This is a genomic window from Paenibacillus sp. 1011MAR3C5, assembly GCF_003591485.1.
In the GTDB taxonomy this organism is placed as follows: domain Bacteria; phylum Bacillota; class Bacilli; order Paenibacillales; family Paenibacillaceae; genus Pristimantibacillus.
Window position 1 is genome coordinate 21763 of the sequence record NZ_QZCF01000006.1, and the last position, 26344, is coordinate 48106.

Annotated in this window: 24 protein-coding genes; 12 read left to right on the top strand and 12 right to left on the bottom strand. The window is 53.0% G+C overall.

What is annotated here, in order from left to right:
- Positions 1-145: 145 nt before the first annotated feature.
- The 6 genes from D3P07_RS18155 to cyoD all read left to right on the top strand — a co-directional run bounded on the left by D3P07_RS18155 (position 146) and on the right by cyoD (position 7511).
- Positions 146-2278 carry a transglycosylase domain-containing protein gene (locus D3P07_RS18155; RefSeq protein WP_119801677.1) on the top strand — a complete coding sequence of 711 codons (2133 nt, stop codon included), beginning with the start codon at positions 146-148 and terminating at the stop codon, positions 2276-2278.
- Positions 2279-2675: 397 nt separating this feature from the next.
- Positions 2676-2978: a hypothetical protein gene (locus tag D3P07_RS18160; protein ID WP_119801678.1), complete on the top strand. Its 303-nt coding sequence runs from the start codon at positions 2676-2678 to the stop codon at positions 2976-2978.
- Between the two features lie 541 nt (positions 2979-3519).
- Positions 3520-4500: a ubiquinol oxidase subunit II gene (gene cyoA / locus D3P07_RS18165; protein WP_119801679.1), complete on the top strand. Its 981-nt coding sequence runs from the start codon at positions 3520-3522 to the stop codon at positions 4498-4500.
- A 29-nt stretch (positions 4501-4529) separates the two neighbouring features.
- Entirely contained in the window at positions 4530-6518 is a 1989-nt protein-coding gene (locus D3P07_RS18170) for a cbb3-type cytochrome c oxidase subunit I (protein WP_119801680.1), read from the top strand.
- Entirely contained in the window at positions 6518-7165 is a 648-nt protein-coding gene (qoxC, locus tag D3P07_RS18175; RefSeq protein ID WP_119801681.1) for a cytochrome aa3 quinol oxidase subunit III, read from the top strand. Before D3P07_RS18170 ends, qoxC begins: the two co-directional genes overlap by 1 nt.
- Position 7166: 1 nt before the next feature.
- On the top strand, positions 7167-7511 hold the full coding sequence (gene cyoD, locus D3P07_RS18180) for a cytochrome o ubiquinol oxidase subunit IV (protein ID WP_119801682.1): 345 nt from the start codon (positions 7167-7169) through the stop codon (positions 7509-7511).
- 71 nt (positions 7512-7582) lie between these two features.
- On the opposite strand, the gene D3P07_RS27625 is transcribed toward cyoD, so the two are convergent.
- Entirely contained in the window at positions 7583-9664 is a 2082-nt protein-coding gene (locus tag D3P07_RS27625) for an Ig domain protein group 2 domain protein (protein WP_259391575.1), read from the bottom strand.
- A gap of 308 nt (positions 9665-9972) precedes the next feature.
- Between D3P07_RS27625 and D3P07_RS18190 the strand changes: the two genes are divergently transcribed.
- Both D3P07_RS18190 and hmpA read left to right on the top strand, forming a co-directional pair.
- Entirely contained in the window at positions 9973-10998 is a 1026-nt protein-coding gene (locus D3P07_RS18190) for a GNAT family N-acetyltransferase (RefSeq protein ID WP_119801683.1), read from the top strand.
- 175 nt (positions 10999-11173) lie between these two features.
- Positions 11174-12403 carry an NO-inducible flavohemoprotein gene (hmpA, locus tag D3P07_RS18195; RefSeq protein WP_119801684.1) on the top strand — a complete coding sequence of 410 codons (1230 nt, stop codon included), beginning with the start codon at positions 11174-11176 and terminating at the stop codon, positions 12401-12403.
- A 2-nt stretch (positions 12404-12405) separates the two neighbouring features.
- Here the strand turns inward: hmpA and D3P07_RS18200 are convergent, their stop codons facing one another.
- Positions 12406-12912 carry a Crp/Fnr family transcriptional regulator gene (locus D3P07_RS18200; RefSeq protein ID WP_119802026.1) on the bottom strand — a complete coding sequence of 169 codons (507 nt, stop codon included), beginning with the start codon at positions 12910-12912 and terminating at the stop codon, positions 12406-12408.
- Between the two features lie 188 nt (positions 12913-13100).
- Here D3P07_RS18200 and D3P07_RS18205 point away from each other — a divergent pair, with 188 nt between their 5' ends.
- Complete coding sequence (locus D3P07_RS18205) at positions 13101-13571, top strand: HPP family protein (protein ID WP_182914385.1); 471 nt, start codon at positions 13101-13103, stop codon at positions 13569-13571.
- A gap of 55 nt (positions 13572-13626) precedes the next feature.
- On the opposite strand, the gene D3P07_RS18210 is transcribed toward D3P07_RS18205, so the two are convergent.
- Genes D3P07_RS18210 through D3P07_RS18225 form a run of 4 tightly spaced genes read right to left on the bottom strand, consistent with a single transcriptional unit; the run spans position 13627 to position 16769 of the window.
- Positions 13627-14328 carry a hypothetical protein gene (locus D3P07_RS18210; RefSeq protein WP_119801686.1) on the bottom strand — a complete coding sequence of 234 codons (702 nt, stop codon included), beginning with the start codon at positions 14326-14328 and terminating at the stop codon, positions 13627-13629.
- Positions 14325-15587, bottom strand: coding sequence for a hypothetical protein (locus D3P07_RS18215; protein ID WP_119801687.1), 1263 nt, complete (start codon positions 15585-15587; stop codon positions 14325-14327). Before D3P07_RS18215 ends, D3P07_RS18210 begins: the two co-directional genes overlap by 4 nt.
- 25 nt (positions 15588-15612) lie before the next feature.
- A complete protein-coding gene (locus D3P07_RS18220; protein ID WP_119801688.1) occupies positions 15613-16299 on the bottom strand; it encodes a hypothetical protein in 687 nt (228 codons plus the stop codon).
- Complete coding sequence (locus D3P07_RS18225; RefSeq protein WP_259391576.1) at positions 16296-16769, bottom strand: RNA polymerase sigma factor; 474 nt, start codon at positions 16767-16769, stop codon at positions 16296-16298. Before D3P07_RS18225 ends, D3P07_RS18220 begins: the two co-directional genes overlap by 4 nt.
- A 362-nt stretch (positions 16770-17131) precedes the next feature.
- On the opposite strand from D3P07_RS18225, the gene D3P07_RS18230 reads away from it, so the two are divergent.
- Complete coding sequence (locus D3P07_RS18230; protein ID WP_119801690.1) at positions 17132-18148, top strand: S66 family peptidase; 1017 nt, start codon at positions 17132-17134, stop codon at positions 18146-18148.
- Between the two features lie 80 nt (positions 18149-18228).
- On the opposite strand, the gene D3P07_RS18235 is transcribed toward D3P07_RS18230, so the two are convergent.
- Positions 18229-18753, bottom strand: coding sequence for a YwhD family protein (locus tag D3P07_RS18235; RefSeq protein WP_119801691.1), 525 nt, complete (start codon positions 18751-18753; stop codon positions 18229-18231).
- A gap of 103 nt (positions 18754-18856) precedes the next feature.
- On the opposite strand from D3P07_RS18235, the gene D3P07_RS18240 reads away from it, so the two are divergent.
- Together D3P07_RS18240 and D3P07_RS18245 are read left to right on the top strand one after the other, a co-directional pair.
- Complete coding sequence (locus D3P07_RS18240; protein ID WP_119801692.1) at positions 18857-20869, top strand: M1 family metallopeptidase; 2013 nt, start codon at positions 18857-18859, stop codon at positions 20867-20869.
- Between the two features lie 49 nt (positions 20870-20918).
- Entirely contained in the window at positions 20919-21731 is an 813-nt protein-coding gene (locus D3P07_RS18245; protein ID WP_119801693.1) for a hypothetical protein, read from the top strand.
- A 41-nt stretch (positions 21732-21772) separates the two neighbouring features.
- Here the strand turns inward: D3P07_RS18245 and D3P07_RS18250 are convergent, their stop codons facing one another.
- The 5 genes from D3P07_RS18250 to D3P07_RS18270 form a co-directional block, all read right to left on the bottom strand.
- On the bottom strand, positions 21773-22147 hold the full coding sequence (locus D3P07_RS18250) for an MFS transporter (RefSeq protein ID WP_147384538.1): 375 nt from the start codon (positions 22145-22147) through the stop codon (positions 21773-21775).
- Between the two features lie 94 nt (positions 22148-22241).
- Positions 22242-23573, bottom strand: a complete 1332-nt coding sequence (locus tag D3P07_RS18255) for a sodium-dependent transporter (protein ID WP_119801695.1) — start codon at positions 23571-23573, stop codon at positions 22242-22244.
- A gap of 60 nt (positions 23574-23633) precedes the next feature.
- Positions 23634-24116: a CcdC family protein gene (locus tag D3P07_RS18260; RefSeq protein WP_119801696.1), complete on the bottom strand. Its 483-nt coding sequence runs from the start codon at positions 24114-24116 to the stop codon at positions 23634-23636.
- A gap of 65 nt (positions 24117-24181) precedes the next feature.
- A complete protein-coding gene (locus tag D3P07_RS18265) occupies positions 24182-24406 on the bottom strand; it encodes a hypothetical protein (protein WP_119801697.1) in 225 nt (74 codons plus the stop codon).
- Positions 24407-24763: 357 nt separating this feature from the next.
- Positions 24764-26230: a catalase gene (locus D3P07_RS18270; protein WP_119801698.1), complete on the bottom strand. Its 1467-nt coding sequence runs from the start codon at positions 26228-26230 to the stop codon at positions 24764-24766.
- Positions 26231-26344: the final 114 nt, after the last annotated feature.

The window sequence follows — 26344 nt, forward strand, 5'->3', positions numbered from 1 at the left end:
AGACTGTCAGAGTTCAAGATAATAATGTGTTTATAACCAGATTGAACCAAACAATTATTCGACATCTCTAGATAAGTGAATAGCCGATTCCGCATTTTTCCATACTAAAGAATAGATCAGCAACACGCGGAAGGGAGTCGGCAGCATGAACAAATGGATACCCCCGTTCTTCAGACGGAAAAGCTTGGTCAAACGCCGCTTGGCCTTTCCTTATATCTCTGAGCGGTTTCTTCCATATATCCTCAAGCTGCGGAAGTGGCTTCGGCGTTCGGCCATCGCTCTGGCAGCTGTTGCCGTCCTGATGGCGGGGCTCTATCTGTATCTGCGTTCGCAGGCGCTGCCCGTTTCGAAGATCAGCCAGACCTCGCAGATGCTTGACATACAGGGTCACACTATCGATACCTTTCATGCCGGTGAGAATCGGCGTTCCGTCTCCTTAACCGATATTAATCACTATGTGGTGGATGCCACCCTTGCGATTGAGGACCGGAGATTCTATGATCACGCCGGATTCGACCTGAAGGGCATGGCCCGCGCGGTCGTCGTGAACGTGCAGAGCATGTCGACGAAGCAGGGAGCCAGTACTCTAACCCAGCAGCTAGCGCGCAATCTCTATCTCAGCCATGAAAGAACCTGGCAGCGCAAGCTTAAGGAGGCTATGTATACCGCCCAGCTAGAGATGAACTATAGCAAAGACGATATTCTTGGCATGTATTTGAATCAGATTTATTACGGACACGGCTCGTATGGGATCGAAGCGGCCGCCATGATGTATTTCGACAAGCATGCTTCCGAGCTGTCGCTCGCCGAAAGCGCCATGCTGGCGGGTATTCCGAAAGGACCCAAATATTATTCTCCCTATTTAAATATGAAGAACGCCAAAGACCGTCAATATATCATCCTAGAAGCCATGAAAGAAGGCGGTTCGATTACAGAAGACCAGGCTCAGGCAGCTTATGCGGAGATACTGAAATTTCAGCCGCTAGGCGCGATGCAGCAGGAGGGCTTCGCCCCTTACTTCCGGGACTACATTCGTTATCTGGCGGTGGAGCAGATCGGTATCGATTCCTCCCTGCTGAATGAAGGCGGCATTACGATCTATACGACGCTTGATCAAGAAGCACAGGCAGCGGCGGAAGAGTCGATCAAGCAGATTATGCCGTCGGGTTCGGAGCAGCAAGCAGCGCTGATCGCCATCGACCCGCGCACCGGCTATATCAAGGCGATGGTCGGAGGCAGGGATTATGCAAAAAATCAATACAACCGCGTGTTTGCCAGCACGCGACAGCCAGGCTCCGCCTTCAAGCCCTTCCTATACTTGTCAGCCCTGCAGAGCGGCTTCATGTCGCCTGTTACGCGCTTCAAGAGTGAGCCTACGGTATTCAGCTACGATGAAGGCCGCAAAACATATGAGCCTCATAATTATGGCGACAAGTACGCTGAGGATTATATCGACATGCGTACCGCGATCAGCGGCTCCGACAACATTTATGCCGTCAATACCATTATGACGGTTGGAGCGGATAAGGTGATCGAGACCGCACGGAAGCTTGGCGTACGCAGCCGCATGCAGACCGTACCTTCGCTGGCGCTGGGAACGTTTCCGGTAAGTCCGTTCGAGATGGCCTCCGCCTACGGCGTTTTCGCCAATGCAGGGCTTCGGGTGGATCCAGTCGCTATCCTGCGTATTGTAGACCGCAAAGGGAACGTATTATATGAAGCGAAGCCCAAGGAGGAGCAGGTCATTACGGCTGCGGAAGCTTATGTCATGACGAGCCTGCTCGAGAGTGTCTTCGACGACGGCGGTACGGCGCACCGGGTGGCGGCGACGATCAAGCGCCCTATTGCCGGCAAAACAGGAACCACGGCCACTGACGCATGGCTCGTAGGCTATACGCCTGAGCTGGCGGCTGCTGTCTGGGTTGGCTATGACAAGGACCGCAAGCTGACGGTCGCCGAGGCGCACCGGGCGGCTCCGATCTTTGCCCGGTTCATTGAAGGCACGCTATCCGCCGTGCCTCCGAAGTACTTCCGCGTGCCGGAAGGCGTCGTGAACGTCCTCATCGATCCGGCATCCGGCAAGCTTGCGGCGGCGACTTGTCCGAATCGCCGACTGGAGTCGTTCCTGGCCGGTACGGAGCCGACAGAGGTGTGCGGCTCTCCCGTGGATGCCGGCAATGGCGGAGAGCATGGAGAGGGCCAAGGCGGAACCCGCAACGGCAAGATGCAAAAGCCTCGCTCGTGGTGGAATGATCTGAAGCGGTGGTGGACCGACTAGCGTAATCGGCAAGACGGCCTGCAGGATAGTTCTGCAGGCCGTCTTTTATATGCTGAGTATGTGACAGAGCGATTAACGTTTCCTCGCAACACTAATCCTCATTTTCGCCGACTTCGCACAATTAGCGTTTCCTCACAGTTTTATTTGCCCCTTTTGCAAATCCACAAGATTGTCTCTATGCAGCGCTAACTCCCCATTATCACATCTGACACAAACTTGCCCCTTGCCAGCTTCAAAAATCTCCGTATTGCTCCTTATTGCTCAGCTTTTCATTTCTCCAACGTGCTTTTATGTCTATTTTATGTGCAAAAAGTGAATTTTCTTTGAACAAACGACATAATATGTGGTATAGTATGGATAAGAAAGCACTTTCATTCTCAAATTAGGAGTGTTTGATATGACTACAAAAACGGCAACGATCAGCCAGCTTGGCCCAACGAAATCCGACGTGAAGCGTCTCGTCAATGTGATGACTGCGATAGCTTGGGGTGTTCTCGGCATCGGCTTCCTCTTATGCCTCATTAACTTAAGTCATTTCAGCGATAAAAATATCGGCCTCATGGTCGGAATCGGATTTCTCGTAGGCAGTGTTCACATTTATGTAATTGGTACGGCGATTGGTCTCGTTCATGCGAGACTGAACAGCAACAACAATCAATCAGAGTCGGCCACATCCGGATTATCCGACAAGGAACATTAACGGCATCGGCGACAGTCCAAGCCCGCCCGCTTCTTTATTAATAAGAAGCGGGCGGGCTTTTTTCATGCTCACATTTCCCTCTTCAAAATCCCTATAAGCGCATAGGGATAGGCCATGTAATTTTCCTAGAAATGACTGTTTATTGGGCTATTTTCAACCATATGTCTAACTCGTGAATAATATATGGCGGAAAAAAGTCGAATTGTTTACGTAATTGTTAACCCTACAGCCACAGCGTTTCGAATCTGCTATGTTAGTCGTAAGCTATTTTAAGAGCTTGCGGACGAAGCAAGTCGACTGTGAGTATTCCAGCATGTGCTTTGGTTCACAAACCTTAAGTCATGCTTTCAAAGCGCATAAGCTTTGCCTCACAAACCTAAGCGAACGCTTCCGTAGCTAGGTTTGTTCACAAGCCATGCATTCGCTTTTGGCTTTATGCTTCACAAACCTAAGCGAACGCTTCCGTAGCTAGGTTTGTTCACAAGCCATGCATTCGCTTTTGGCTTTATGCTTCACAAACCTTTAAGGAGTTGGAACCGTGATGAGACGTAATTATCGAATGCTGACAGCAGGGCTCTTCCTAGCGATGGTCTTCCTGCTCTCAGGCTGCAGCGAGCAGTACATCGTGCTCGATCCGAAAGGGCCGATCGGGCAATCACAGAAGGACTTGATTATCATATCAACCGTTCTGTGCGCAGTCATTATTATCCCGGTGCTTGTCATGACGGCTGTTATCGTATGGCGCTACCGCGACCGCCCAGGCAGCAAAGCGAAATACAAGCCGAATTGGGAGCACAACACGAAGCTGGAAGTGACATGGTGGAGCATTCCGATCGTGATCATCATTATCCTTGCGGCCGTAACGATCAACTATACTTACAAGTTGGAGCCGTCCCGGGCAATCGCGTCCGAAAAGGCGCCGATTACGATACAAGTAACCTCGATGGATTGGAAGTGGCTGTTCAAGTATCCGGATGAGGATATCGCGACAGTCAACTATGTGAAGTTCCCGGAAGACGTGCCGGTCCGCTTCCAGCTGACATCCGACACGGCGATGAACTCCTTCTGGATTCCGCAGCTTGGCGGCCAGCTCTACTCCATGTCCGGCATGGCCATGACGCTGTATCTGCAAGCCGATGAACTGGGAAGCTACTACGGCTCGGGCGCCAACTTCAACGGCAAGGATTTTGCCCAGATGACCTTCAAGGCCGATGCCGTCTCCCAAGAGGAGTACGATGCTTGGATTCAGGAAGTGAAGAAAGACGCTCCTGCCCTGACCTTGGACGGCTATAAGGAATTGCAAAAGCCGGGCCGCTCTGACGTGCAGCAGTTCTCCAGCTTCCCTGAAGGACTGTTCGAGCAAATCGTAACGCAATATGTCGAAGAAGGCAGCAGCGGCGCGCACTCGCATCATGGCGCAAGCTCGGACACTTCGAAGAATGAAGCAAGCAGCAAGAACAACGATAGCGAGACCGAAACGGCCGACGCATCAGATCAACACAACGGACATGCGGGCCATTAACGTACCGTTATCGAAAGGAGAACTAGCTCATGTGGGATAAGATCAAAGATTTTTCATCCGAGTTTTTCGTGACGGGCGATCCCCTCATTCTCGGAGCCCAGGTATCGATTGCGATTACCATGGTAGCCATCGTATTCATCCTCACGTATTTCAAGAAATGGCGCTGGCTATGGACGGAGTGGCTAACCTCTGTCGATCATAAAAAAATCGGCATTATGTATATCATCGCAGCTATTCTGATGTTGTTCCGCGGCGGGGTTGACGCCCTGCTCATGCGGATGCAGCTGGCTGCCCCGCAGGTGGAATTCCTGAATGCGGAGCATTATAACGCGATATTCACAACGCATGGCGTTATCATGATTCTGTTCATGGCCATGCCGCTTATGTTCGGCTTGTTCAACATTGTCGTTCCGCTCCAGATCGGCGCGCGCGACGTCGCGTTCCCGTTCCTGAACTCCTTAAGCTTCTGGATGTTCTTCTTCGGAGCTATGCTGTTCAACGTCTCGTTCGTTATCGGCGGTTCGCCGGATGCGGGCTGGCTCGCCTATCCGCCTCTGTCAGGGCTGTCAGGCAGTCCGGGCGTCGGCCAGGACTTCTATATATGGGGCATACAGATATCCGGTATCGGCTCCTTGGCAACCGGCATAAACTTTATCGTAACGATCCTGAAGATGCGCGCGCCAGGCATGAAGCTGATGAAGATGCCGATGTTCACCTGGTCCGTTCTGTCTTCATGTACAACGATTATTTTTGCATTCCCAATCTTGACGGTTACCCTGTTCCTGTTGTTCCTGGATCGCTACCTGGGGGCTCACTTCTTCACCCTCGACGGCGGCGGCAACCCGATGATGTATATCAACCTCATCTGGATGTGGGGTCACCCGGAAGTGTACATCGTAATTTTGCCGGCATTCGGTATTTTCTCCGAGATTGTCTCGGCCTTCTCGAAGAAAAAGCTGTTCGGCTACAAATCGATGGTATTCGCCTTGATGTCCATCAGCTTCTTCTCCTTCTTTACTTGGGCGCATCACTTCTTCACGATGGGCTCCGGCGCGAATGTCAATGCATTCTTCGCCGTTACAACCATGTTGATCGCGATACCGACCGGTGTCAAAGTGTTCAACTGGCTGTTCACGATGTATCGAGGCAAGCTCAGCTTCCCGACACCGATGATGTGGACGGTCGCCTTTATCCCATGCTTCGTCATTGGTGGTATGACCGGGGTGCTTCTATCGGTAGCGCCTGCTGACTTCCAGTTCCACAACAGTTATTTCCTGATTGCTCACTTCCACCAAGTGCTCATCGGCGGCGTCGTATTCGGTTACTTCGCAGGCTTGTACTACTGGTGGCCAAAAATGTTCGGCTTCAAGCTTCATGAAGGTTTGGGCAAATGGGCATTCTGGTTCTGGAATATCGGCTTCTATGTCTGCTTCATGCCGCAATACGCGCTTGGCCTGATGGGTATGACTCGCCGCTTCAACGAATACAACTTCGATATGGGCTGGCAGCCGCTCAACGTCGTGTCGACGGTAGGCGGATTCCTGATGGGTATCGCGTTCCTGTTCCAGGTATGGCAGATTGCGCATAGCATCAGGTTCTACAAGAAAGAGAAAACCGGAGATACTTGGGATGGCCGCACACTGGAATGGTCGATTCCATCGCCTGCTCCAATGTACAACTTCGCACGTATTCCTGTCGTTACAGAACAAGACGACTGGTGGGAGAAGAAGCAACGCCGCCTAAGAGGCGAAGCCGATGCTCCAGAGGTTGTGCAAGCAGAGCAAGCTCCGCTCGAACCGATTCATATGCCGCGCAACTCCGGCGTACCGTTCGTCATGTCTGCTTTCTGGTTCACTGCCGGCTTCGGCTTTGTCTGGGATTGGAAATGGATGATTGTACTTGGACTCGGCGGCGTCATCGTGAGTATGCTGGTTCGATCCTTTACCTATAATACGGATTACTATATCCCGGTCGAAGAAGTTGAGCGGACCGAAGCCGCTGCAAGGGGGGCTCACTAATGGCAGAAGCAATAAAAAACAAGGGGCACCTCGCCCATGCCGGCCACGGAAGCCACGGTGGCGACCACGGTCACGGCCATGACCATCATGACCAGGAAGAGATGAAGACATTTGGCTTCTGGCTCTTCCTCATAACTGACGTTATTCTATTCGGCACACTATTCGCCACATATGTCGTCCTGCGGAACAACTTCGCAGGCGGCCCGCTTGGCAGTGAGCTGATCGAGATGCCGGGCATCATCGCATCGACGTTCATCTTGCTAACAAGCAGCTTCACCAGCGGCATCGCCCTGCTGGAGATGAACAAAGGCAACAAAAAAGGGTTGATCACTTGGCTGATCATTACCGCACTGCTTGGCGCTTCCTTTATCTATCTGGAAGTAAACGAGTTTATCCACCTCGTGCATGAAGGCGCCAATATCGGCACAAGCGCGTACTGGTCCGCATTCTTTACCTTGGTTGGCACGCACGGTCTTCACGTAACGGTTGGCCTCGTATGGATGACGGCGCTTATTATTCAGATCAGACGTCGCGGCATTACGCCGGTCACGAAGCGCAAGGTCAATATCGTCAGCTTGTACTGGCATTTCCTTGACGTCGTATGGATCTTTGTCTTCACAATCGTGTATCTGATGGGGGTGATGTAGGATGGCGAACCATAACGCTCACACAGGGCATGGCGATCATGGCAACCATGAAGGCGGCCACGGCTCCATGAAATCGTATGTCATCGGCTTCCTGCTCTCGATCGTGCTGACGATCATCCCGCTCGTCGCCGTCATGAATGGCATGTTCAGCAAGCAAGCGACAACGGTGCTAATTCTCGTCATGGCGATTCTGCAATTCGCTGTCCAGCTCTTGTTCTTCATGCATATCCGGGACGAGAAGAAACCTCGTTACAACCTGATCTCCCTGATCTTCGGCTTGGTCATCATGCTGACGATTGTGGCGGGCTCGATCTGGATTATGACGTACAATGCAGTAGCAACCTAGACATTACGTCTTTCTATAGAAAGAGGCAGCTGATCGTTTCTGATCAGCCGCCTCTTTTTTCGTATGTCCGTCTAACGTACGATAATGAATTGATCCAGGTTCAATCGTTTTCCTGATGTACCGCCGGCTACGATTTTAAACCTGACGCTGCCGCTTTCGTTCACACTTACGGTTTGTTCTGCGAGTGATGAGCCGCTGGAATACGGGCCGCCGACATCCGTCCAAGTGACGCCGCCGTTGACGGACTTCTGCAGCTTCCATGTCGCCCCGGTGTCCGAGCCGAAATTGGCATGCTGCACCTTGATGCTCTTCACGCCGCCCGCAATGTCGAAGTTCATGGCGATTAATCCCGCTGCGCGCAGCCTCGCCGATTTGGCTCCTGTCTTCCTGTCCGTTGCCAGGTCGCCGATCAGCGCATTGTCGAACGACCAGCTTCCGCTGTCCAGTGTAATCGTGCCTGATGCGTAAGCTCCCTTGACGCCATTCTCGAATGTCTCCAGCAGCAACTCGGTAGCCAGCGGAACGATCTGGAATTGATCAAAATTCAGCCGCTTGCCCGAGACGCCACTGACGACGATCTTGAAGCGGACGCTGCCGCTTTCATTGACAGCGATGGTCTGCTCCGCAAGCGAAGAACCGCTGGCGTATGGTCCCCCGATATCGCTCCATGTTGCTCCGCCGTTATGCGATTTTTGCAGCTTCCACGTCGCTCCGCTATCCGCGCCGAAATGCGCGTGCTGCACCTTGATGCTCTGAACACCAGTCACGTCAGCATTCATGTAGATGGAGCCTTCCGCACGAACGCGTGCCGCTTTGCTGCCAACCTTCTTGTCTGTTGTCATATCTCCGATAAGTGCATTGTCGAACGTCCAGGAGCCGCTGTCCAGCGTGACCGTTCCCGTCGTGTATGCTCCCTTCACCCCGCTTTCGAACGTCTCAACGCCGTCGTCAGGGGGATTGGGAGGGTCAACGTCCGAGTATCCATAAGAACCAGACTTGAACGTAGACGGGTCCCACCACCTATAGCCTGTTGCAGGCGGTGACCACGGCTCGAATTGCGGCTCCGTAGAGGTCTGCGGATTCTCCATGGAAAGCAGTGTTGTAGCGTTATCCAGTGTGAGACCTGGTACTTGCGTCAAATCCGTATAGCTCTCTTGCGCAGCCAACCAATCGATGATGTTGGTCAACAACACCGCATTGTCCATCTCATACCACCCGTCATAGGTGGTCTTCGTACTGCCCGTCTCCTCCCGCTTATATTTCGGCGTAATATCCTCAACGGGCGAGGAATCGCCAATAACCGCTACTTTGCCCAGCCCCTTCTTGGCAATGGCTGCATACGGGCCTTCTGCGATGCCTCCGCCATTGTAGACGCCTTGATCGACGGCGTTAGGCCAAGCCGCGCTTGTCGTCTGCATATAGACGATTCCCTTCGCCTTCTCCGGATCGGTAATCGCAACAGTCGAACCGGCATGCATCGTTACCGTACCTACGCCTGCCGTAATGCCGAAGGCTTGCGCCGGGGGTACGATGGTGCCGGAGTTCACGTTGCCCAGCGCATTGTACCGGATGCGCATGCCGAATTCATCCGACAGCCAGTCTGAGCTGGCTACATCTTGCATCGCTGCAGAGGAAGCTTCTTCTGCGCTCATGCCAGCCGTCGGATCAGCCCAGGCCCCTCGGCGGTAGCCGTTGAATACCTCAGAGGAATCCCAACGGTTCTTGTTGCGGTCCGCATTATAATGATCCGCTATGAAGAAGATGCTGCCGCCATCCTCTACATAGTCGGCTAATACTTGCTGTTCGCTTGGCTTGAATGGAATATTGGCTTCCGGAATAACGAATACATCATACCCGGTTAGATCACCCTCCGTTAACTGGCCGGACTTGCGGTGTTCCTTTACATAATAGCCTTCATCGGCCAGCGCTGATCCAAATGCGGAAAAAGCGCCGTCTATGACCCAGTCCGCCGCTCCTGCCGTCTGTCCATGCGAATTATCGAACAAGACGGACTTTCCGTTAGGCGTGCCGACCGGCATAAGCACGGGTGCGGGATCAGATGGTCCCTCAGCACCAGCTTGTCCGATTGGCCATACGCCGATGATCAACACCGCTGACAACAAAAAGGAGACGATTCTTTTATACCCATTCATTTTACGATTTCCCTCCATTCCATAATATGACCATTTCTGTGTGCTGTCTTGCCATGACAACTTGGTCTTGTCCCTTTGATCACCTCCATGAACCTGAATACGCCCTCATTCTATCAAAACGGCATCGCTCGCCGAGATAATCTTTTGTAAATGATTGGATATTGCATACCAGCTGAATCTCCCACATAATCGCAACAGCGGCGTGTATGACTCCTTAGTAACAATTGCTTCATAACCAATCTTTCCCTACACTCCTTCCCTCAGTTGCCTCATACTTTGAGCTATATAAAGGGAAAGATGGTGGTTCGATGTCATTTCGTATACGTGAATTACAGCTTCCTCATGATTACCAGCAGCTGGCCGTGCTGCTGAGCGGCTATTGGTCGGAGCCAGCCTCCGCAGAGCGTCTGGAAGAGGATGACCGCAAGCTGTATGAGGTAGGCTCAACCTGGATGGATGAGAACGGCATGCTGGCCGGCTATGATCGCTCACGCCGTGTAGCCGTTAATGCCAGCAATGATATCGTCGGTTATATCTGGGTCTGGCGAGCGCCCTGGACGGAGCCAGGCTATCTATGCATGACGCTCGTAGTCGATCCGGGTTCACGCGAGAAAGGAATCGGGGACGCGCTGCTTCGCCATGCTTACGATTGGGCGGAGCAGCTTGGGGCTTCCTCATTGATGTCAGAAGTATGGGACGACCACCCCCGCGCATTGGAGTTTGCCAAGCGAAGAGGTTTTATAATCGAACGGCATGCGTATCAATCCGTCTTGCACTTGAAGGATACATCATTGGAATTGATGGAAGTGGAGCCGGAGGCTATTCTGGCGTGCAATGGCTTAAGGCTTCTGACTTTGGCGGATGAACCGGGGGAAGAGAGCGAGCGCAAGCTCTACGAGCTGGCATGCGCGACCCTAAGGGATGTTCCAAGCTTCCTCGGAGATGTGCCGGACTTTATCGAGTGGAAAAAGTGGAACCTGCAAGTAGACGGCTTTGCGCCTGAGCTTGTCCTGATCGCCGCTGACGGTGATCGGTTCGTTGGCATGACCAATGTGCTCTATATTGCCGCTACGAACGGGCTCTATCACGAGTACACAGGAGTGGATCGGACATATCGCGGCAAAAAGGTAGGGCATGCCCTTAAGCTGGAGACGATCCGCGTGGGCAAACAACGCGGTGCAGATTATATTCGTACAGACAATGATTCGATGAATGCGCCAATCCTCGCCATTAACCGGGAGCTCGGATATGTCCCGCTCAGAGGCAATTATCGAATCGTCGCTTCCATGGAGATGGTGAAGGAAGCACTGAACACGAATAAACTTCCTCAATAACTATCGCATTTTCGCCTGCACGGTCACAAATCGTTGCGGATTGCTGTGATTGGAATCACAGGTCGATATGTGCTGCTCCCTTATACTAAGTTTATGAAACAGATGTTGCGGCGTTCCGATGGCGAGTCGCCTATGCGTAATGTCTGACGATCAAACCATAAAGGGAGGATGTTTCATGTTAAGCGCACAATCCATTGGGATCATTAAATCCACGGTACCGGTGCTGGAAGTGCATGGGGTTGCTATTACGAAGCGCTTCTACGGACTCATGTTCGAGGCTCATCCCGAGCTGCTGAATATATTCAATCATGCCAATCAAAAGCAAGGCAGACAACAGACCGCCCTTGCCAATACAGTCTATGCGGCGGCTGTACACATCGACAATCTGGCAGCTATCATTCCGGCGGTGAAGCAAATTGCTCATAAGCATCGCAGTCTTGGCATAAAGCCGGAGCATTACCCTATTGTCGGCAAATACTTGTTAATGGCAATCAAAGATGTTCTTGGAGAAGCGGCTACGGATGAAATCCTGGCAGCCTGGGCGGAGGCTTACGGGGTAATTGCCGATGCCTTCATCGGAGTCGAAGCCGAAATGTATGAGCAATCCCATCGTCAGGCTGGCGGCTGGGAAGACTTCCGGCCATTCCGAGTGCAGCGGAAGGTGCAGGAGAGCTCCGTCATTACCTCTTTCTATCTGGTTCCTGAAGACAGCCGCGAGATCGCATCTTACGAGCCTGGACAGTATGTGAGCGTCAAGTTGAACATCCCGGGCGAGAACAACACGCATATTAGACAATATAGTCTGTCCGATGCTCCAGGAAAGCCCTATTACCGTATCTCCGTCAAACGTGAAGGAGATACCGATAATCGTCCTGCGGGTATCGTATCTACCTACCTGCATGAACAGGTAGCGGAGGGGGATATCTTGCATCTCTCGGCTCCTGCCGGCGACTTCGTTCTTAATACCGCGGACGAGCGTCCTGTTGTACTTCTTAGCGGCGGCGTAGGCCTCACACCGATGGTCAGCATGCTGAATACACTAGCCGAGCACTATCCGGAGCGAGCCGTCACCTTTATCCATGCTGCCCAAGACGGTAAGATGCATGCTTTAAGACAACAGGTCGAGGACGTTGCGCGGAGCAGTGCCAAGATTTCCGTTCACTATTGTTATGAGCTTCCTACGGAAAGGGATCGCGAAGCGCAAGTCTATCATAAAGAAGGGCGTATTGAGCTGGCCTGGCTCCAATCTGTCCTCGGAGATCGCAATGCAGCCTATTATTTATGCGGACCTGTGCCTTTCATGCAGAGTGTCAAAGCTTCCTTGATTAAATGGGGAGTGCCTAGCGAAGATATTCATTATGAATTTTTCGGGCCGAAGGCCGATATCGAAGCGGCTGGGGCGTAAATCTATGCATGCCGTGCTTGCTCCCGCAGCAGACGGTTGACGGTCTCGCGACGCAGCCCAATCAGCTGCGCGATTTCATCTTGGGTCAAAATATCGGTAATGGTCTGCGGCGCAATATACGTCTGAAACCATTGTTGCAGCTTGGCCAGCTTGTCAGCAGGCGTTACCTGCGTCAGCTGGTCAATACGCTGCTGCATCATGCGTAGCTTGCTCTGAAGCAGCAGCGCGATATCCTTGCTTTTTGCCGCATCGCGGTTAAGCTCATCGTACCATCGCTCAGGAGAGATCCGCTCAATCTCGCAAGTGACTAGCGCAACGGCGGTCCCATGATAGGCCATCGGGCTGAGAAGCGAGTGATGGGGAATCGTCTCTCCTGCCACAATGATATTCACAAGGAACGGATTACCGTTCTCATGGATTCGCATAATTTTGAGCATTCCGCTTTTAATATGAAATAAATCACCCGTTTCGCCTTGTCTGAACAACGTTTCTCCTTTATGCAGCAGCATATGAACCTCCATAACAAGCCCTTCCGATCTCTCGGAGGGCTTATTTGATTATACAGCATGTTCGCTTCTTTTTAACGCTATTCCTACTTATCCAATAGCCATAATGTTGACGGTTCACTCGTCTCAGGGGTACAATAATGCAGGCAGTAACCCGAATTCATTCTTTTCCCTTAAAGGCGGTATTATTGATGCAACTGAAAACCTACGCAATTTGTTCCTATATCCTATTTATTTATTGGGTTTCATCCCACATTCCCCAGATGCATTCCTTGTTCTTCCCTACGCTTGGCGCCTTCAGCCTGCTGTTTATTTCGCGGCCGCTTAATCATACTGAGCTAAGGAACATTGCAGTGGGAGCCATTACAGCATCAGCTATCGGCTCTCTGTTCGTTCATCTGAGCACGGGTATTCTCTCTTTATTGGCAACACTTCTCATTGTCCTCGGCCTGATGAAGAAATTAAACTGGAACGCGCCACCGATACTGGCAGTTGCCTTAATTCCGTTTTTCACCCAACCTCCGAGCGTGTGGATTATACCCGTATCTGTAGCCTGTACGCTTGCGGGCCTGCTCGTTATCTTGTCTGCCGCCGCTTTCGCTGAGAAGCTGATAGGCAGCAAACCGGCGGTTATCAAAGCGGATTCCGACACCGCAGCGTAGCTCCGGCTCCGCGCCATCAGGCACAAGGCTTTGACCACCGTTACTACTCTTCCGGCTAGTAAGGGCGCCGCTCCACTTCCAGGCCCTTTGGTAACGTTACAATCAAGCCGGGACTAATGGAATCTGAGGTCAGGACACCGCTATTCATATCTGGCGCATTCACGAATACATACAACGAAGAGCCCACTATAGTCGTATGAATGAGTTCATTCTGATTCGACATCGGCTCCATCGAGCGATAGCGGATCTGTCCGATCAACTGAAGCTTATTCGTATCCGCTTCTTCTACACTCACATAGAGGGCAGACTGTACGACAATCTTTTTTATCTCCTTCGGTACTTCGACCTTCCCGCTTTCAACATACGCCGTCCTGGTGATCATATTGATCTCCCGCTGCAATTCGCCATAAACGCCTGACGACATCAGCAGCGACAGCACCAGGCTCCCCAGGCCAAGCAAACCCACAAAAAACACACTAAGCCAATCGTACCGAATAATCGTATTCGATTTTCCCGATGTTTTCAGATAGATTAGCAGTTCCACGCCCAGCAAAATAAATACGACAGGCGCTACCCATAATAACAGCTCGTATGCTTCTGTATTCTGCCAGATCGATACGGCAAAGGCCGTGCCGATCAGAATGAGCGTAATGCCCATCGACAGCGAGCCGACACGCCACTCCCGTTCAGCCGGCTTCGCAGCCGCAGACGGATAGGGCTCGGCAGGGTACGGATTGACAGGCCTGTGCATGTTCATCTTCCGTCTCCTCCCTTGTCTTCAAACCGCGGCGGCGGCACGCTGGCAGACGGTGTGCTGTTGCCAAGCAAGCTGCGGCGGCCAAATGCAAGACGCAAGCCGATGACGATCATGACGAAAGCGATGATAGCGGTAGGCAGCATATATTTGTATTGCACATATTGATGATACAATCCCGGCCAATTCCTGAAGACCACGCCGAGTAAAATGCGATCAATCAGAAAATAGACGCCGAAGCCGAGCAGGCCAATGCCGAGCCAGCGTTGGTACGGCACAAATGCTGGCAATAGCGGCTCATCGTTCATCTGCTGGCGCCCATAGCGGGAAAGCTGGGTCAGGGCATCGAAGAAAGCGAAGAACCAAAACAACGGCAGCAGGAACAGGAACAACGAGAGTCGCAAATTATCCATAATGTAGATCGCGAGAAGGAACCCACCCATAAGCTGCAGACCTCTCTTTTGCAAGCCGAGATAGAGATGTCCCGCTCCCGGGAAGATCGCCAGCGCAATCGTCAGCACTCTGTTCTTTTGACCGGAAGCAATATGAGCTTCAATGCCTTCGAACAGCGATTTGTCCTCCAGCAGCTCGCCACGCATCTTCTGCTGCACTAGGCTGGAAGCATCGAACATGCTGTATATCCAGATGACAGGCAGCGCCAGAAGAAACACTAGCAGCGAACCCGAGTTGGTGATGAAGCTCAAAAACAGCGTTATCGCAAACAAGCCCACGAAAGAGACCAAGAACGTTATGCCTCTCTGCATCAAGCCCAGATTCATGTGGCCAAGGCCGGGAATAATCGACATTAGTATCGTTTTGCTCTTCATTTGCTCCAGCTCATAATCAGGCCGCGGAGCGTAACCTGGTCCCGGGGCAGCACCCTGCTGGTTATACGCTGCACTCTGGAAGCCGGCAGGACCATACGGAGGCGGAGGGCCTGCATGCGACGCGTTGCTTCCAGGATATTCGCCATGCGGCATATAACCATGCGTTGCCTGCGGCGTGAACACCTTGCCCGATACAAGCGTAATGATCATGTCCAGCATGTTGATAAAGCCGAATACGGCCGCGATGAACAGCAGAATGATCCCAACTTCCTCGCTAGAGCCTCCGCTTACAACCAAGATAAATAAAGCCAAGGCAATAGCGCCAAAAAATCCTCCCCCATAGAGCAGGGCTCGAATCGGCCTTCTCAGATACAGATGCCCCGCGCCGGGAATAAAAGAAAGAAAAAACGCAACTAGCGGGCTTTTGTCCATCATATCTCATACTTCCTTTCACTCTCGATTATTTGAACCGCCAGGATTGAATGCCGTCGAGCCAGTTCCCCGCTTGATTGACCAGCCGGTCCGACCAGGAAGGCTCCGCCATCCATTCCGCTCCAACGTTATATGGCGGGATTTGGTTTGGGTCTATTTCATGCAAGTGCTGCAGCGACTCGGAGAAACTTGTCAAAGCGCCTGTAGCCAGCAGCATCAGTGTGATGGAGGCTGCGATTGTATAATGCGTAACAGGATGCTGCAGCCATGAGCCGCGTCCTTGCGTCGCGCGTTTTTCCGATTGCTTCCGCCCCTCTTGTTGCTTCTCAAGCTGCGCTTGCTTTGTATCGTCTGCCAGCTCAAGGAGCTTCGTCTCCTGCGCTTCATCTTCCATGACTATTGGCAGCCGGTCAAGCGCTGGCGTAGGAGCAACTTCGATTGATTGGGACGTATGCGTCGTCTCCACTGAATCCGTACGTAGTAGTGCAGCCATTACCGATTCTTCTATTCGCGCCATGTCGGGCAGTCCGCCTTCCGTCCATAACGGATCATCCGCCTGGTCCGCTTCCTCCATCATGGCCATGAACCGCCATAGACAGCCCTCGCAAACTTCCAGTTCCAAGTCCGCACGCTCGCGCTCGCCTGGAGGCAGCTCGTTGCGGATATATCCCCGCAATTGTACATCCGTCAGATGTCCCGCTTCCATTCCATTCATTCAAAGTCCTCCTTTCGCCAATGCCGCCTCATCCAACTCCGGGCGCGGTAAAGCCTGGACTCTACGCTTTTGCGCTCCAGCCCCGTTTCGTCTGCAATTTGCTCATAGCTTTTTTCCTCAATATAAAAGGCATGTATCACTTCTCGATAACGATCCGGCAACTCATCAACCCGGGCATGTATGTACCTGAGTTCTTCCGCGTGCAGCGCGATGGATTCAGCTGCCGGAGCAGGCAAGGCGCTTAGCATGCCATCTGTCTGAAACTCCGTCTTCTGCAGATCCACGGTCTCCTGCTCCATGAGCTGCTCGGGCCTTCTCGCCTTGCTTCGCTTGAAATCAATAGCCCGATTAACGGCGATTCGGGTAATCCAGGTCTTCAGCCCATCCATTCGGCAATTCGGGAGAGAGCGATAGATGAGCAGGAGCACTTCCTGGGTCACGTCTTCCGCATCATGCGGCGAATGCAGCACGGCGTAAACGGTTTTGTAGATGTAAGCTCCATAGGCTTGTACGAACGGTCGATACTGCTCGGGCCCGCCGCCCTGTACAGCTATGAGCCATGCTTCGTCTTGAATTGCGCTCTCCTCCCTTCCCGGTATAGATAGACGTTAGCACCCTCTCAAAACCCTGCACTATCCACAAAAAAAATTTTCAGCCAATAGACGTCTGGTTCATTCTACAGTGCTGCAGCCGGAACCTGCAACAAAAGGCAAGGCAACTGTCCGCAGCAAAGCCGCAAGCAGGATAGCTTTTTACCACCACTGCAATTATATATAGACCAAACTCGGTTATCCTTGTATAATTCCCCAAAAAGGAACAGAGGAGGGCTACCATGATTACGTACCCGCTATTGAGACAAAACGCGACGATTGGCGTAACGGCGCCATCATCCGGCGTACAAGAAGAGCTGCACTTCATTCTGACCGAAGCGGTCGCCAAGATGAAGAATGAAGGATTTTCCGTCGTTCTGGGAGAGACACCATGGAAACAGCATAAAGCCAAGTCCTCCTCTGCTATCGAGAGAGCCGCAGAGCTGAACGCCATGATGGCGGATAAAAAAATCGACATTATTATTCCGCCATGGGGCGGAGAGTTGCTCATTGAGCTATTGGAGCATCTGGATTTCGGCAGCTATTCGGATAAGTGGCTGCTGGGCTATTCCGATACGAGCATTCTGCTGCTCGCCGTGACACTCGCTACAGGTATTGCGACAGCGCACGGCACGAATCTGGTGGATGTGCGCGGAGAATATTGGGACGACACCACCGCTGCATGGCTCCTGGCGCTGCGCACGAAGACGGGCGAGTCGATCGTGCAGCAATCCTCTTCCCTGTTCCAGAAGGAATGGAACTTCGAGACGCCTTCGCCATGCGTCTTCCACTTAACGGAGCCTACGAGCTGGAAGACTGCCTCCGGCAACCCCTCTCATATGAGCGGACGTTTGCTTGGCGGCTGCATCGATATCATTCGCCATCTGGCGGGGACGCCGTACGGAGATATCGCCGCATTCCGGCAGAAGCATATCCCCGGCGAGCCGATCGTGTGGTACTTCGAGAATTGCGATTTGCGGACGACGGATCTTAAGCGATCATTAGTGCAGCTTAAGCTTGCCGGATGGTTCGACGATTGCTCCGGCCTCATGTTCGGCAGAAGCGCGACGAATGCGCCCGTAGAGGACTATGTTATCGAGGATGTATACCGTGACCTTGCGGAGGAGCTGCGTGTGCCGATTATATACGATATCGATTGCGGACATGTCCCGCCGCAGATGACGTTCATCAACGGAGCCTATGCAGAAATCGCCGTATCGGCGGGCAAAGGAACGGTCACGCAATACTTCAGACCTTAGTGCAGGCATGAACGGCAGTTGACAATACCGCACAAAACAAACGACCCGGCTCGCAGGAGCCGGGTCGTTGCATTATTGATTTAACCGCCCAGAGCGTCCCGCAGCTCGGCCGGGGTACGCTCCCACCATTCCGCATTATGCTCTACCAGAAGCTTGCGGAGTGCAGCTTTCTCTTCATCGCCCAGATTATCCACCATATAGCGGCGCTTGAGCGCATAGTCGAGATGATTCACATGGTCGGCGAGAATCTTCCAACCACGTCTCGCCTCCGTATCAATCAGCATCTCGCATGCTGTTGCTCCCGCGTAATACGAGCCTTCCTCGTTGCGGTCGACCGCTACCCAGACGATCCAGCACTGGCGTCCGTTTGGTGTGTCCTCCTTGTTGGGCGTGAACTTGATGCCCCGCTCGATCTTGCTCTTCGCATGCATCGCTCCTACATCAATATAAGCGACGCCCTGGTCGATCATTACGCAAGCCACATCGCTAAGATCGATAGAACCTGCGCCAAAGCCTTTATGTTTCTTGCTGCTCACTACGTTGAGCGACAAGGATTTCTTCTCTTTAACCTCCGGCTGAGCCGGCGTATTTCCTTGCTCCGTCATGCTTATCCCACCTTCCCATACAATAATTCCATTTTAGCTAATAATCTTGGAATTGCAAACATATACATGCTGTAGATGCTTGTCAACGGGAGGGAAACGTTCAATGACTCCACGCAATATCAAACGGATTTTATTTGGTTCGCTCGCAGTCGTCTTCCTCGTCACCTCGATGAAGTACGGCTTCGGAGAAGCTTGGCTATCCCAATATACATATGCGCTTGCCCCTGCCGCAGATGTCATGCAGCCTTCGCCTGCCCCAAATTCGGCCAAGCCGCAAGTTGTCCAGCAGCCGGACACGGCCATGCCGCCGAAGCCGCAGCCGCTGAGCAAACGGGTAGTCGAGTACCACATTAACGTCTCGCTGCGCGACGACGGCCAACATCTCGACGGAGCACAGGATATCACCTGGACGAACCCTGGCAAAAAATCGGTGTCCGAGCTCTACTTCCACCTGTACCCGAACGCCTTCCAATCTCCCAAGACGACTTTCATGACCGAATCTCACGGCATGCTGCGCCAGGATAAGGCGACAGCGAACAGCAGAAGCCATATGAAGCTGCTTGAGCTGCAGACGCTTGAAGGCGAGAGCCTGCTTCCGCGCCTGCAGTACACACAGCCCGATGACAGCAATCCAAGCGACTACACGCTTGCGAGACTTCGTCTCCCAGAGCCCGTACCTCCTGGCAAATCCGTGACGCTTCGCATGAGCTATGAGGTGAAGCTGCCGGAGGTATTCGCCAGAATGGGCTATTCCGGAGATTTCATCATGGCCGGCCAATGGTTCCCGAAGCTGGCCGTCTATGAAACCCAAGGCACAAGAGGACGCACCTCCGAAGGATGGAATGTTCACCAGTATCACGGCAACTCGGAGTTTTACAGCGACTTCGGCATCTACAGTGTGCGGATTCAAGTACCGGAGACATATACGGTTGCGGCTACAGGCTTCCAGACCAAACCGATCGTCCAGCAAGACGGCACCAAGCTGTTCCAGTTCTACGCCGAGGATGTCCATGACTTTGCTTGGGCTGCATCGCCGGATTTCATCTACGAAGAGGTCGCCTTCTCGGACAAAGGCATTCCGGGTGTACGGATTAAGCTCTACCTCGATCCGGCACATGCGGAGCTGAAGGACCGTTATATGCATGCGGCCAAGTCCGCGCTTGCGAACTACTCCAGATGGTACGGCACCTATCCGTACAATACGCTGTCGGTCGTAGTCCCGCCGAAAGGAGCCGCTGGCGCTGGCGGCATGGAGTACCCGACGCTCATTACCGCTTTTGCCGCCGAGAACAGTAATCCCGGATATGAACTGGAGCGTACCGTCGTGCATGAGATCGGCCATCAGTTCTGGTATGGCATGGTCGCCTCCAACGAATTCGAGGAAGCATGGCTGGATGAAGGCTTCACCTCCTATGCCGAGGACAAGGTAATGGAAGCTGCCTACGGCATTACGCCTAACCTAAGGCTTGAAGCCAGCTACATGACCCATCCGGCCCCTCTCCGCCAGCCATCCTGGGCGTACAGCAATCATCTTCACTATGCCGAGAACGTGTACATGCGTGCCAAGCTGGTGCTGGTGGATATTGAGAACAAAGTCGGAGAGAAGATGATGAACCGCATCATGCGGACCTACTTCCAGAAATACAAGTTCAAGCACCCGGCTACGGCAGACTTCCAGCGTATCGTGGAGCAAGTGACGAAAGCCGATTGGACCGAATATTTTAATCAATTTGTCTACAGCAACCGCATGGCCGACTTCTCCGTGGATGCGATCGAGGTCAAGCCCGTCGAGCGTGAGGAAGGCCAGCTATTCGAGTCCACCGTTCTCATTAAGAAGAATGGCGGAACGACGGGACCGATTCCCATCCTGTTCAAGTTCACGGATGGATCAACCCTCACGAGAGAATGGGCGGGCGACGAATCCCATATCCAATATACCGAAGTGACCGCCGCGCCTTTGGAGTGGGTCTCGGTCGACCCTGACCATACCAACGTGCTGGACAACAAGCTCATCAATAACTTTATGCTGGCTGAGCTGCCGGGCGAGACACGCACGAGATGGAACGTAGGCGTATCCAAGTTCATTCAAGGCGTATTGGGCGCATTCGGCTGGTAGCAGTCCACCTGGCCCTCCGTAAGTATTTGCTTTCCAAGGAGAGATCGAGATGAAACAAAACATGTTGCAAGGCTGGCGGCTGGCATTCCGGCATATGAATCTTGTTATCCTGCTATTCCTGTACCAGCTGCTATGGGGCTTCCTCGTCTACCGCACAATCGACGATACAGTATCTCCGCTGCTCAGGCGTTTCCCTGCCTCTGCTCCAACCGAGCAGGCTGTGCAGTCATTCCTTGCGGAGGCCCAGTTCCAGCTGTTCAAGACCGACCTCATTACCCCTTACCTCTGGCTGCTCGGCGGATTGTTCCTTGCCCGTATGCTTCTGACGCCGCTCTTCAACGCCGGACTGTTCTACTCCCTTCATCATCAATACGATCGTGGAGAAGGAACTCGCATACTGGAAGGAATCCGCAAGGTGTGGAAGCCGATAATGCTGCTATACTGGATTAGCTCCGCACTCATGCTGGCTCCGGCATGGTGGTTCCTGCCGAAGTGGATCGACGCGCTGAGACACGGGCTTTCGCCTGCTTTCCTGTCAGCCGTCGCATTGGGAGCCGCAATATGGCTGCTATGGATCGCAATCATTCATCTGCTATTTCTCTCCATGCAGTTCGGAGCGGTGTCCGGCGAAGGCGTGTTCCCTGCGTTATGGCGTTCAGTGAGACGCTTCCTTCCTTATGCCGCAATCTCGCTTCTCATGTGGGGCATCGTTGCTCTGCTGGGGCTTGCGATTACGAGCATGTCGATGATCTGGGCGGGACTGTTCGCCCTCATTGTTCATCAAGGCTACCCGCTCATTCAGACGCTGCTTCGGGTATGGACCATCGCTTCGCAATATAATTGCTTGAAGTCTGAAAACTAACCCCGTTGCGAAAAAGAAGCTGCTTCCCTCTAGGTCTATGCCTATGGGAAAGCAGCTTCTTTGGTCATGAACAAATTGCCCGTGAATGGAACCGGCTTCTCTGCTTGCTCCTCTCCAAGCGCGGGCTTTCCTACATCGGGCGGGTGATTTTTCATGCCTAGTACAATTAACGGAACAAGCAGCAGCAGGGCGCCTGCAACCATATAAATCGAGAAGCGCCAGCCCAGCGCATCCATTGCTTGAGCAAGCAGCGGCAAGAACAGCAGCTGCCCGGTCACAGCGCTGGCTGTCAGCAAGCCGATGATCAGCCCCTTATGCTTGACGCACCAGCAATTCGCTACTGTAATACCAAGTACATTGGCGAGTGAGCCGGTCCCCCGTCCAACTAGCAACCCCAAAGCAAAACATACTGCCACACACTGTCATCATTGGGGTGACCACGATGCAATAATTGTACAATCTCCCGGCCCTGCCGCTGATCGGCTCCCGGAACGCTTCTCACACCTCCATTTAAATTTGGATCACGCCTGCATAATACAATAAGACCAGCAGGACCAGCACCGGTGCTACAAACCGAAGCATGAACAACCATATCCGAAACCAAAGCGGTGATAATCGCGCTTCTTCGGCAGCTCCTTTCCAGACATATCCGGCAAAGATCGTAATGACCAGTCCGCTAATCGGCAGCACCACGTTGGAGCAGATAAAGTCCACCCAATCGAACAGAGCCCTCCCGCCAAACGAAAGCCAAGGGCCCTCACCCAGCGACAGCGCGGACGGAACGCCCGCAAGGAAGCAAAACAATCCCACGATGGCGACAGCGACGGGACGGCTCCAGCCGAAGGTCTCGCTTGCATAGGCTACCGGCACCTCCAATACAGATACCGCCGATGTAATGGCTGCGAAAGCAAGCAGGACAAAAAACAATCCGCCGAACACCGCGCCAAGCGGCATCGCAGAGAACGCTGCAGGCAGCGCAATAAACACGAGACCTGCTCCTTGCGTCGGTTCAATGCCAAACACAAAGATTGTGGGGAAGATGATCAGCCCCGCCAACAGGGCATACAAAACATTTCCTACCCCAACCGCAATGGTCGCCGTGCCTAGCGATTGTTTCTTTTGGACATATGCGCCATACGTAACCATCGTCCCCATCCCCAGCGACATCGAAAAAAAAGCTTGTCCAAGCGCTACTAGCGCCGACTCTGCCGTCAGCTTGCTGAAATCCGGATTCAAGAAGAAGGATACTCCCTCTCCCGCTCCTTCCAACGACAATGCCTGAACGGCCAATAGCAGCAACAAGACCACCAGTGTCGGAATAAGCACTTTATTGAAGCGTTCGATGCCCTCCGACACGCCCCGTATTAATACCAATGCCGTTACGAGCATGACCACCAGCTGCCATCCGATCGGCAGCCAGCTATTCATGAATCGCCCGAAGAGACCTGCGTAATCCTGGGTGGAGAATAGCTCTCCCGTAAAGCTCAGCACCGCATAATGAAGCGTCCATCCTGCTACAATGCCATAGAAGGACATAATAAAGAAAGAGCCTGCCACAGACAAGAAGCCAAACGCTCCCCATGCCTTGCTGCCGCTCAGCTTGCTAAGGGAGGAGGATGCATTCCCTCGGCCGCCCCGGCCAACCGCGAGCTCGGCAAGTAGAATAGGCAGACCCACGAGCAGCAGACAAACCATAAACAGCAGGAAAAACGCAGCTCCTCCGTATTGGCCTGTTACATAAGGGAACTTCCACATGTTGCCGAGCCCTACCGCACTGCCCACAGCAGACATGATAAAGCCTGTTGAAGAAAAGCGGTCGGCATGCTGTTCGTTATGAGCCATAAAAAAATACCACCCATCGCCATAAAGTTTCGGTAATGGGTAGTATGACCAATTAATCGTTTAAGCCTCCAATTTTCGCAGGCGCAAATAATCGCCCACCATAGCCAGCCGCCACGGTACAATCATGCCGAACGCCAGAAGGTAGAAGATCGCTCCAGTCTGCGGTATCGACATGTATTGCTCCACAACGCTATGCAGCATGAGTCGGAGCAGGAAGAGCACCAGCATAATAGCAATAAACGCTTTCGAGCGGCGAACGAAGATGTCAGAGTCCACCTTTTCCATGCTGGTCGTAACAATGAGCGGGAACGAAAAGATCAGCAGACCCGTTCCGAAAGCGGACAGTCCCCACAGCCACGGAATATGGGTGACGGGTACCGCGAACATGATGAATCCCGTCGCCATGCCGAGGGGCGGGATGACGATCTTCTTTAGCGTCGTTGGCCGTTTGCCCGCACGCATGCGTATAATGATCAGGCTCAGCCCTGCCAGCACCGAAAACACAATCGCTCCCGTCTGTACAATTGGATTGGACCATAGCATCCTCTGCAACCTCCATTGCTTTTATGTAAAAAGTTTGTTTTGTCCGTGATAGGCCCGGCTGCCCGCTACACAGCCCGCAGTCTCTCTAAGCCGAGTTTCTCCGCTTGCAGCTCTCCAGCTCGGCACGGCAGTCTCACTAAGCCGAATTTCTCGGCTTGCAGCTCTCCAGCGCGGCGCGGCAGCCTCTCTAAGCCGAATTTCTCCGCTTGCAGCTCTCCAGCTCGGCACGGCAGCCTCTCTAAGCCGAGTTTCTCCGCTTGCAGCTCTCCAGCGCGGCGCGGCAGTCTCACTAAGCCGAATTTCTCCGCTTGCAGCTCTCCAGCTCAGCACGGCAGCCTCTCTAAGCCGAATTTCTCGGCTTGCAGCTCTCCAGCGCGGCGCGGCAGTCTCCCTAAGCCGAATTTCTCGGCTTGCAGCTCTCCAGCGCGGCGCGGCGGCCTCTCTCGAAGCAGACTCGGCTTACGGCATCTCTGCCGCAGCTTGGCTCAAGCCAGCTTATTCCGATAAACTTACCTATTTATTAGTTTAACCTCCACCCCCGCTCGTAAGCAAATACGATGTTCATACGCCCCACAATCACAAAGCAGCGGCTTCTGCGCGAAATACCGCACAAAAGCCGCTGCCAAATAACTATGAAAATAGCTGAATTACGCCTGCATATGCCCCTGCGGGATGAACTTGCTAATATCAACGCCCAACTCCTCGGACAGCTGCATGCCGAGCGTTCGGTCGGCGCGGAAGAAGTTGCAGATTGCGCGCAGGCGAATATCATCGTTGGTTGCTTGCAGATCATTCACCAGATTGGACACGAGATTACGCTGCTGCTCCTCCGGCAAGCCGCGGTAGCGCTCACCCGCCTGCGTGAAGTCATCCGTCTTATCGATTTTCTGACGTCCGGCATTACCTTCAAGCGGAATAGACGAATCCAAGTATGCCGCGTCCTCCTTCGGACTGCCGGAATCGCTATTCGGCTCGTAATTAACCGGAGACGGATCGGCTTTCATCGTCATTGCTCCGTCGCGCTGATAGTTGCGCACCGGTGCATAGGGGCAGTTGACCGGAATATTCAAGTAATTGGCCCCCAGCCGGTAGCGCTGCGTGTCCGGATAGGAGAACAGTCTCCCCTGCAGCAGCTTATCCTCTGACGGCTCGATGCCCGGCACCAGCACGCTAGGCGCGAAGGCTGACTGCTCCACTTCCGAGAAATAATTGATCGGATTGCGGTTCAGCGTCATCGTGCCTACCTTTCGCAGTGGATACATGTCCTCCGGCCATACTTTGGTCGGGTCAAGCGGGTCGAATGTGTAACGATCGACATGCTCGATCGGCATCAGCTGCACATGCAGCTCCCACTCCGGATAATTGCCCAGCTCAATCGCTTCATACAGATCACGGGTAGCATGATTGAAGTCCTTCGCCTGCATCTCCGCCGCTTCCTTCGCAGTAAAGTTGCGTACGCCCTGCAGCGACTTCCATGTGTACTTCACATACGTTTGCTTGCCTGCCTCGTTGATCCATTTGTACGCATGTACGCCGAAGCCGTCCATCTCACGATAGGTGGCAGGCGTTCCGTCATCGGAGAACAGCCAGGTCAGCATATGTGTCGATTCAGGAGAAAGTGTCATGAAGTCCCAATAACGCGCCGGTTCCTGAATATTCGTGTTCGGAGCGGGCTTCAGGGAGTGCACCATATCCGGGAACTTGAGCGCATCGCGGATAAAGAAGACAGGCAGATGGTTTCCCACCAGGTCATAGTTGCCTTCCTGCGTATAGAATTTCACGGCGAAGCCGCGCGGATCGCGTGACGTTTCGGGAGATCCGGTGCCGTGTATTACCGTAGAGAATCTGACGAATACCGGCGTCTCGGTACCCTCAGCTCCCAAGAAATGTGCCTTCGTATGCTCTTGCATGCTATTCTCCAGCCGGAATACGCCATGAGCGCCGGCGCCGCGCGCATGCACGACACGCTCCGGAATGCGCTCCCGGTCGAAGTGCGCAATTTTCTCTAGCAAATGATAATCTTCCAGCAAGGTCGGACCGCGCTGTCCTGCTGTTCTGGAATTTTGATTATCGCCTACTGGCGCGCCTTGATTGGTCGTTAATCGATTGTCCATTATATCCACCTCATTAGTTATATATTTAGACTTGATCTAAATCCTTAAACTAATTGTACCTTCAAGGTGTCCGGCTGTCATGAAATCATGATGAACGGTACATGAACATTGGAT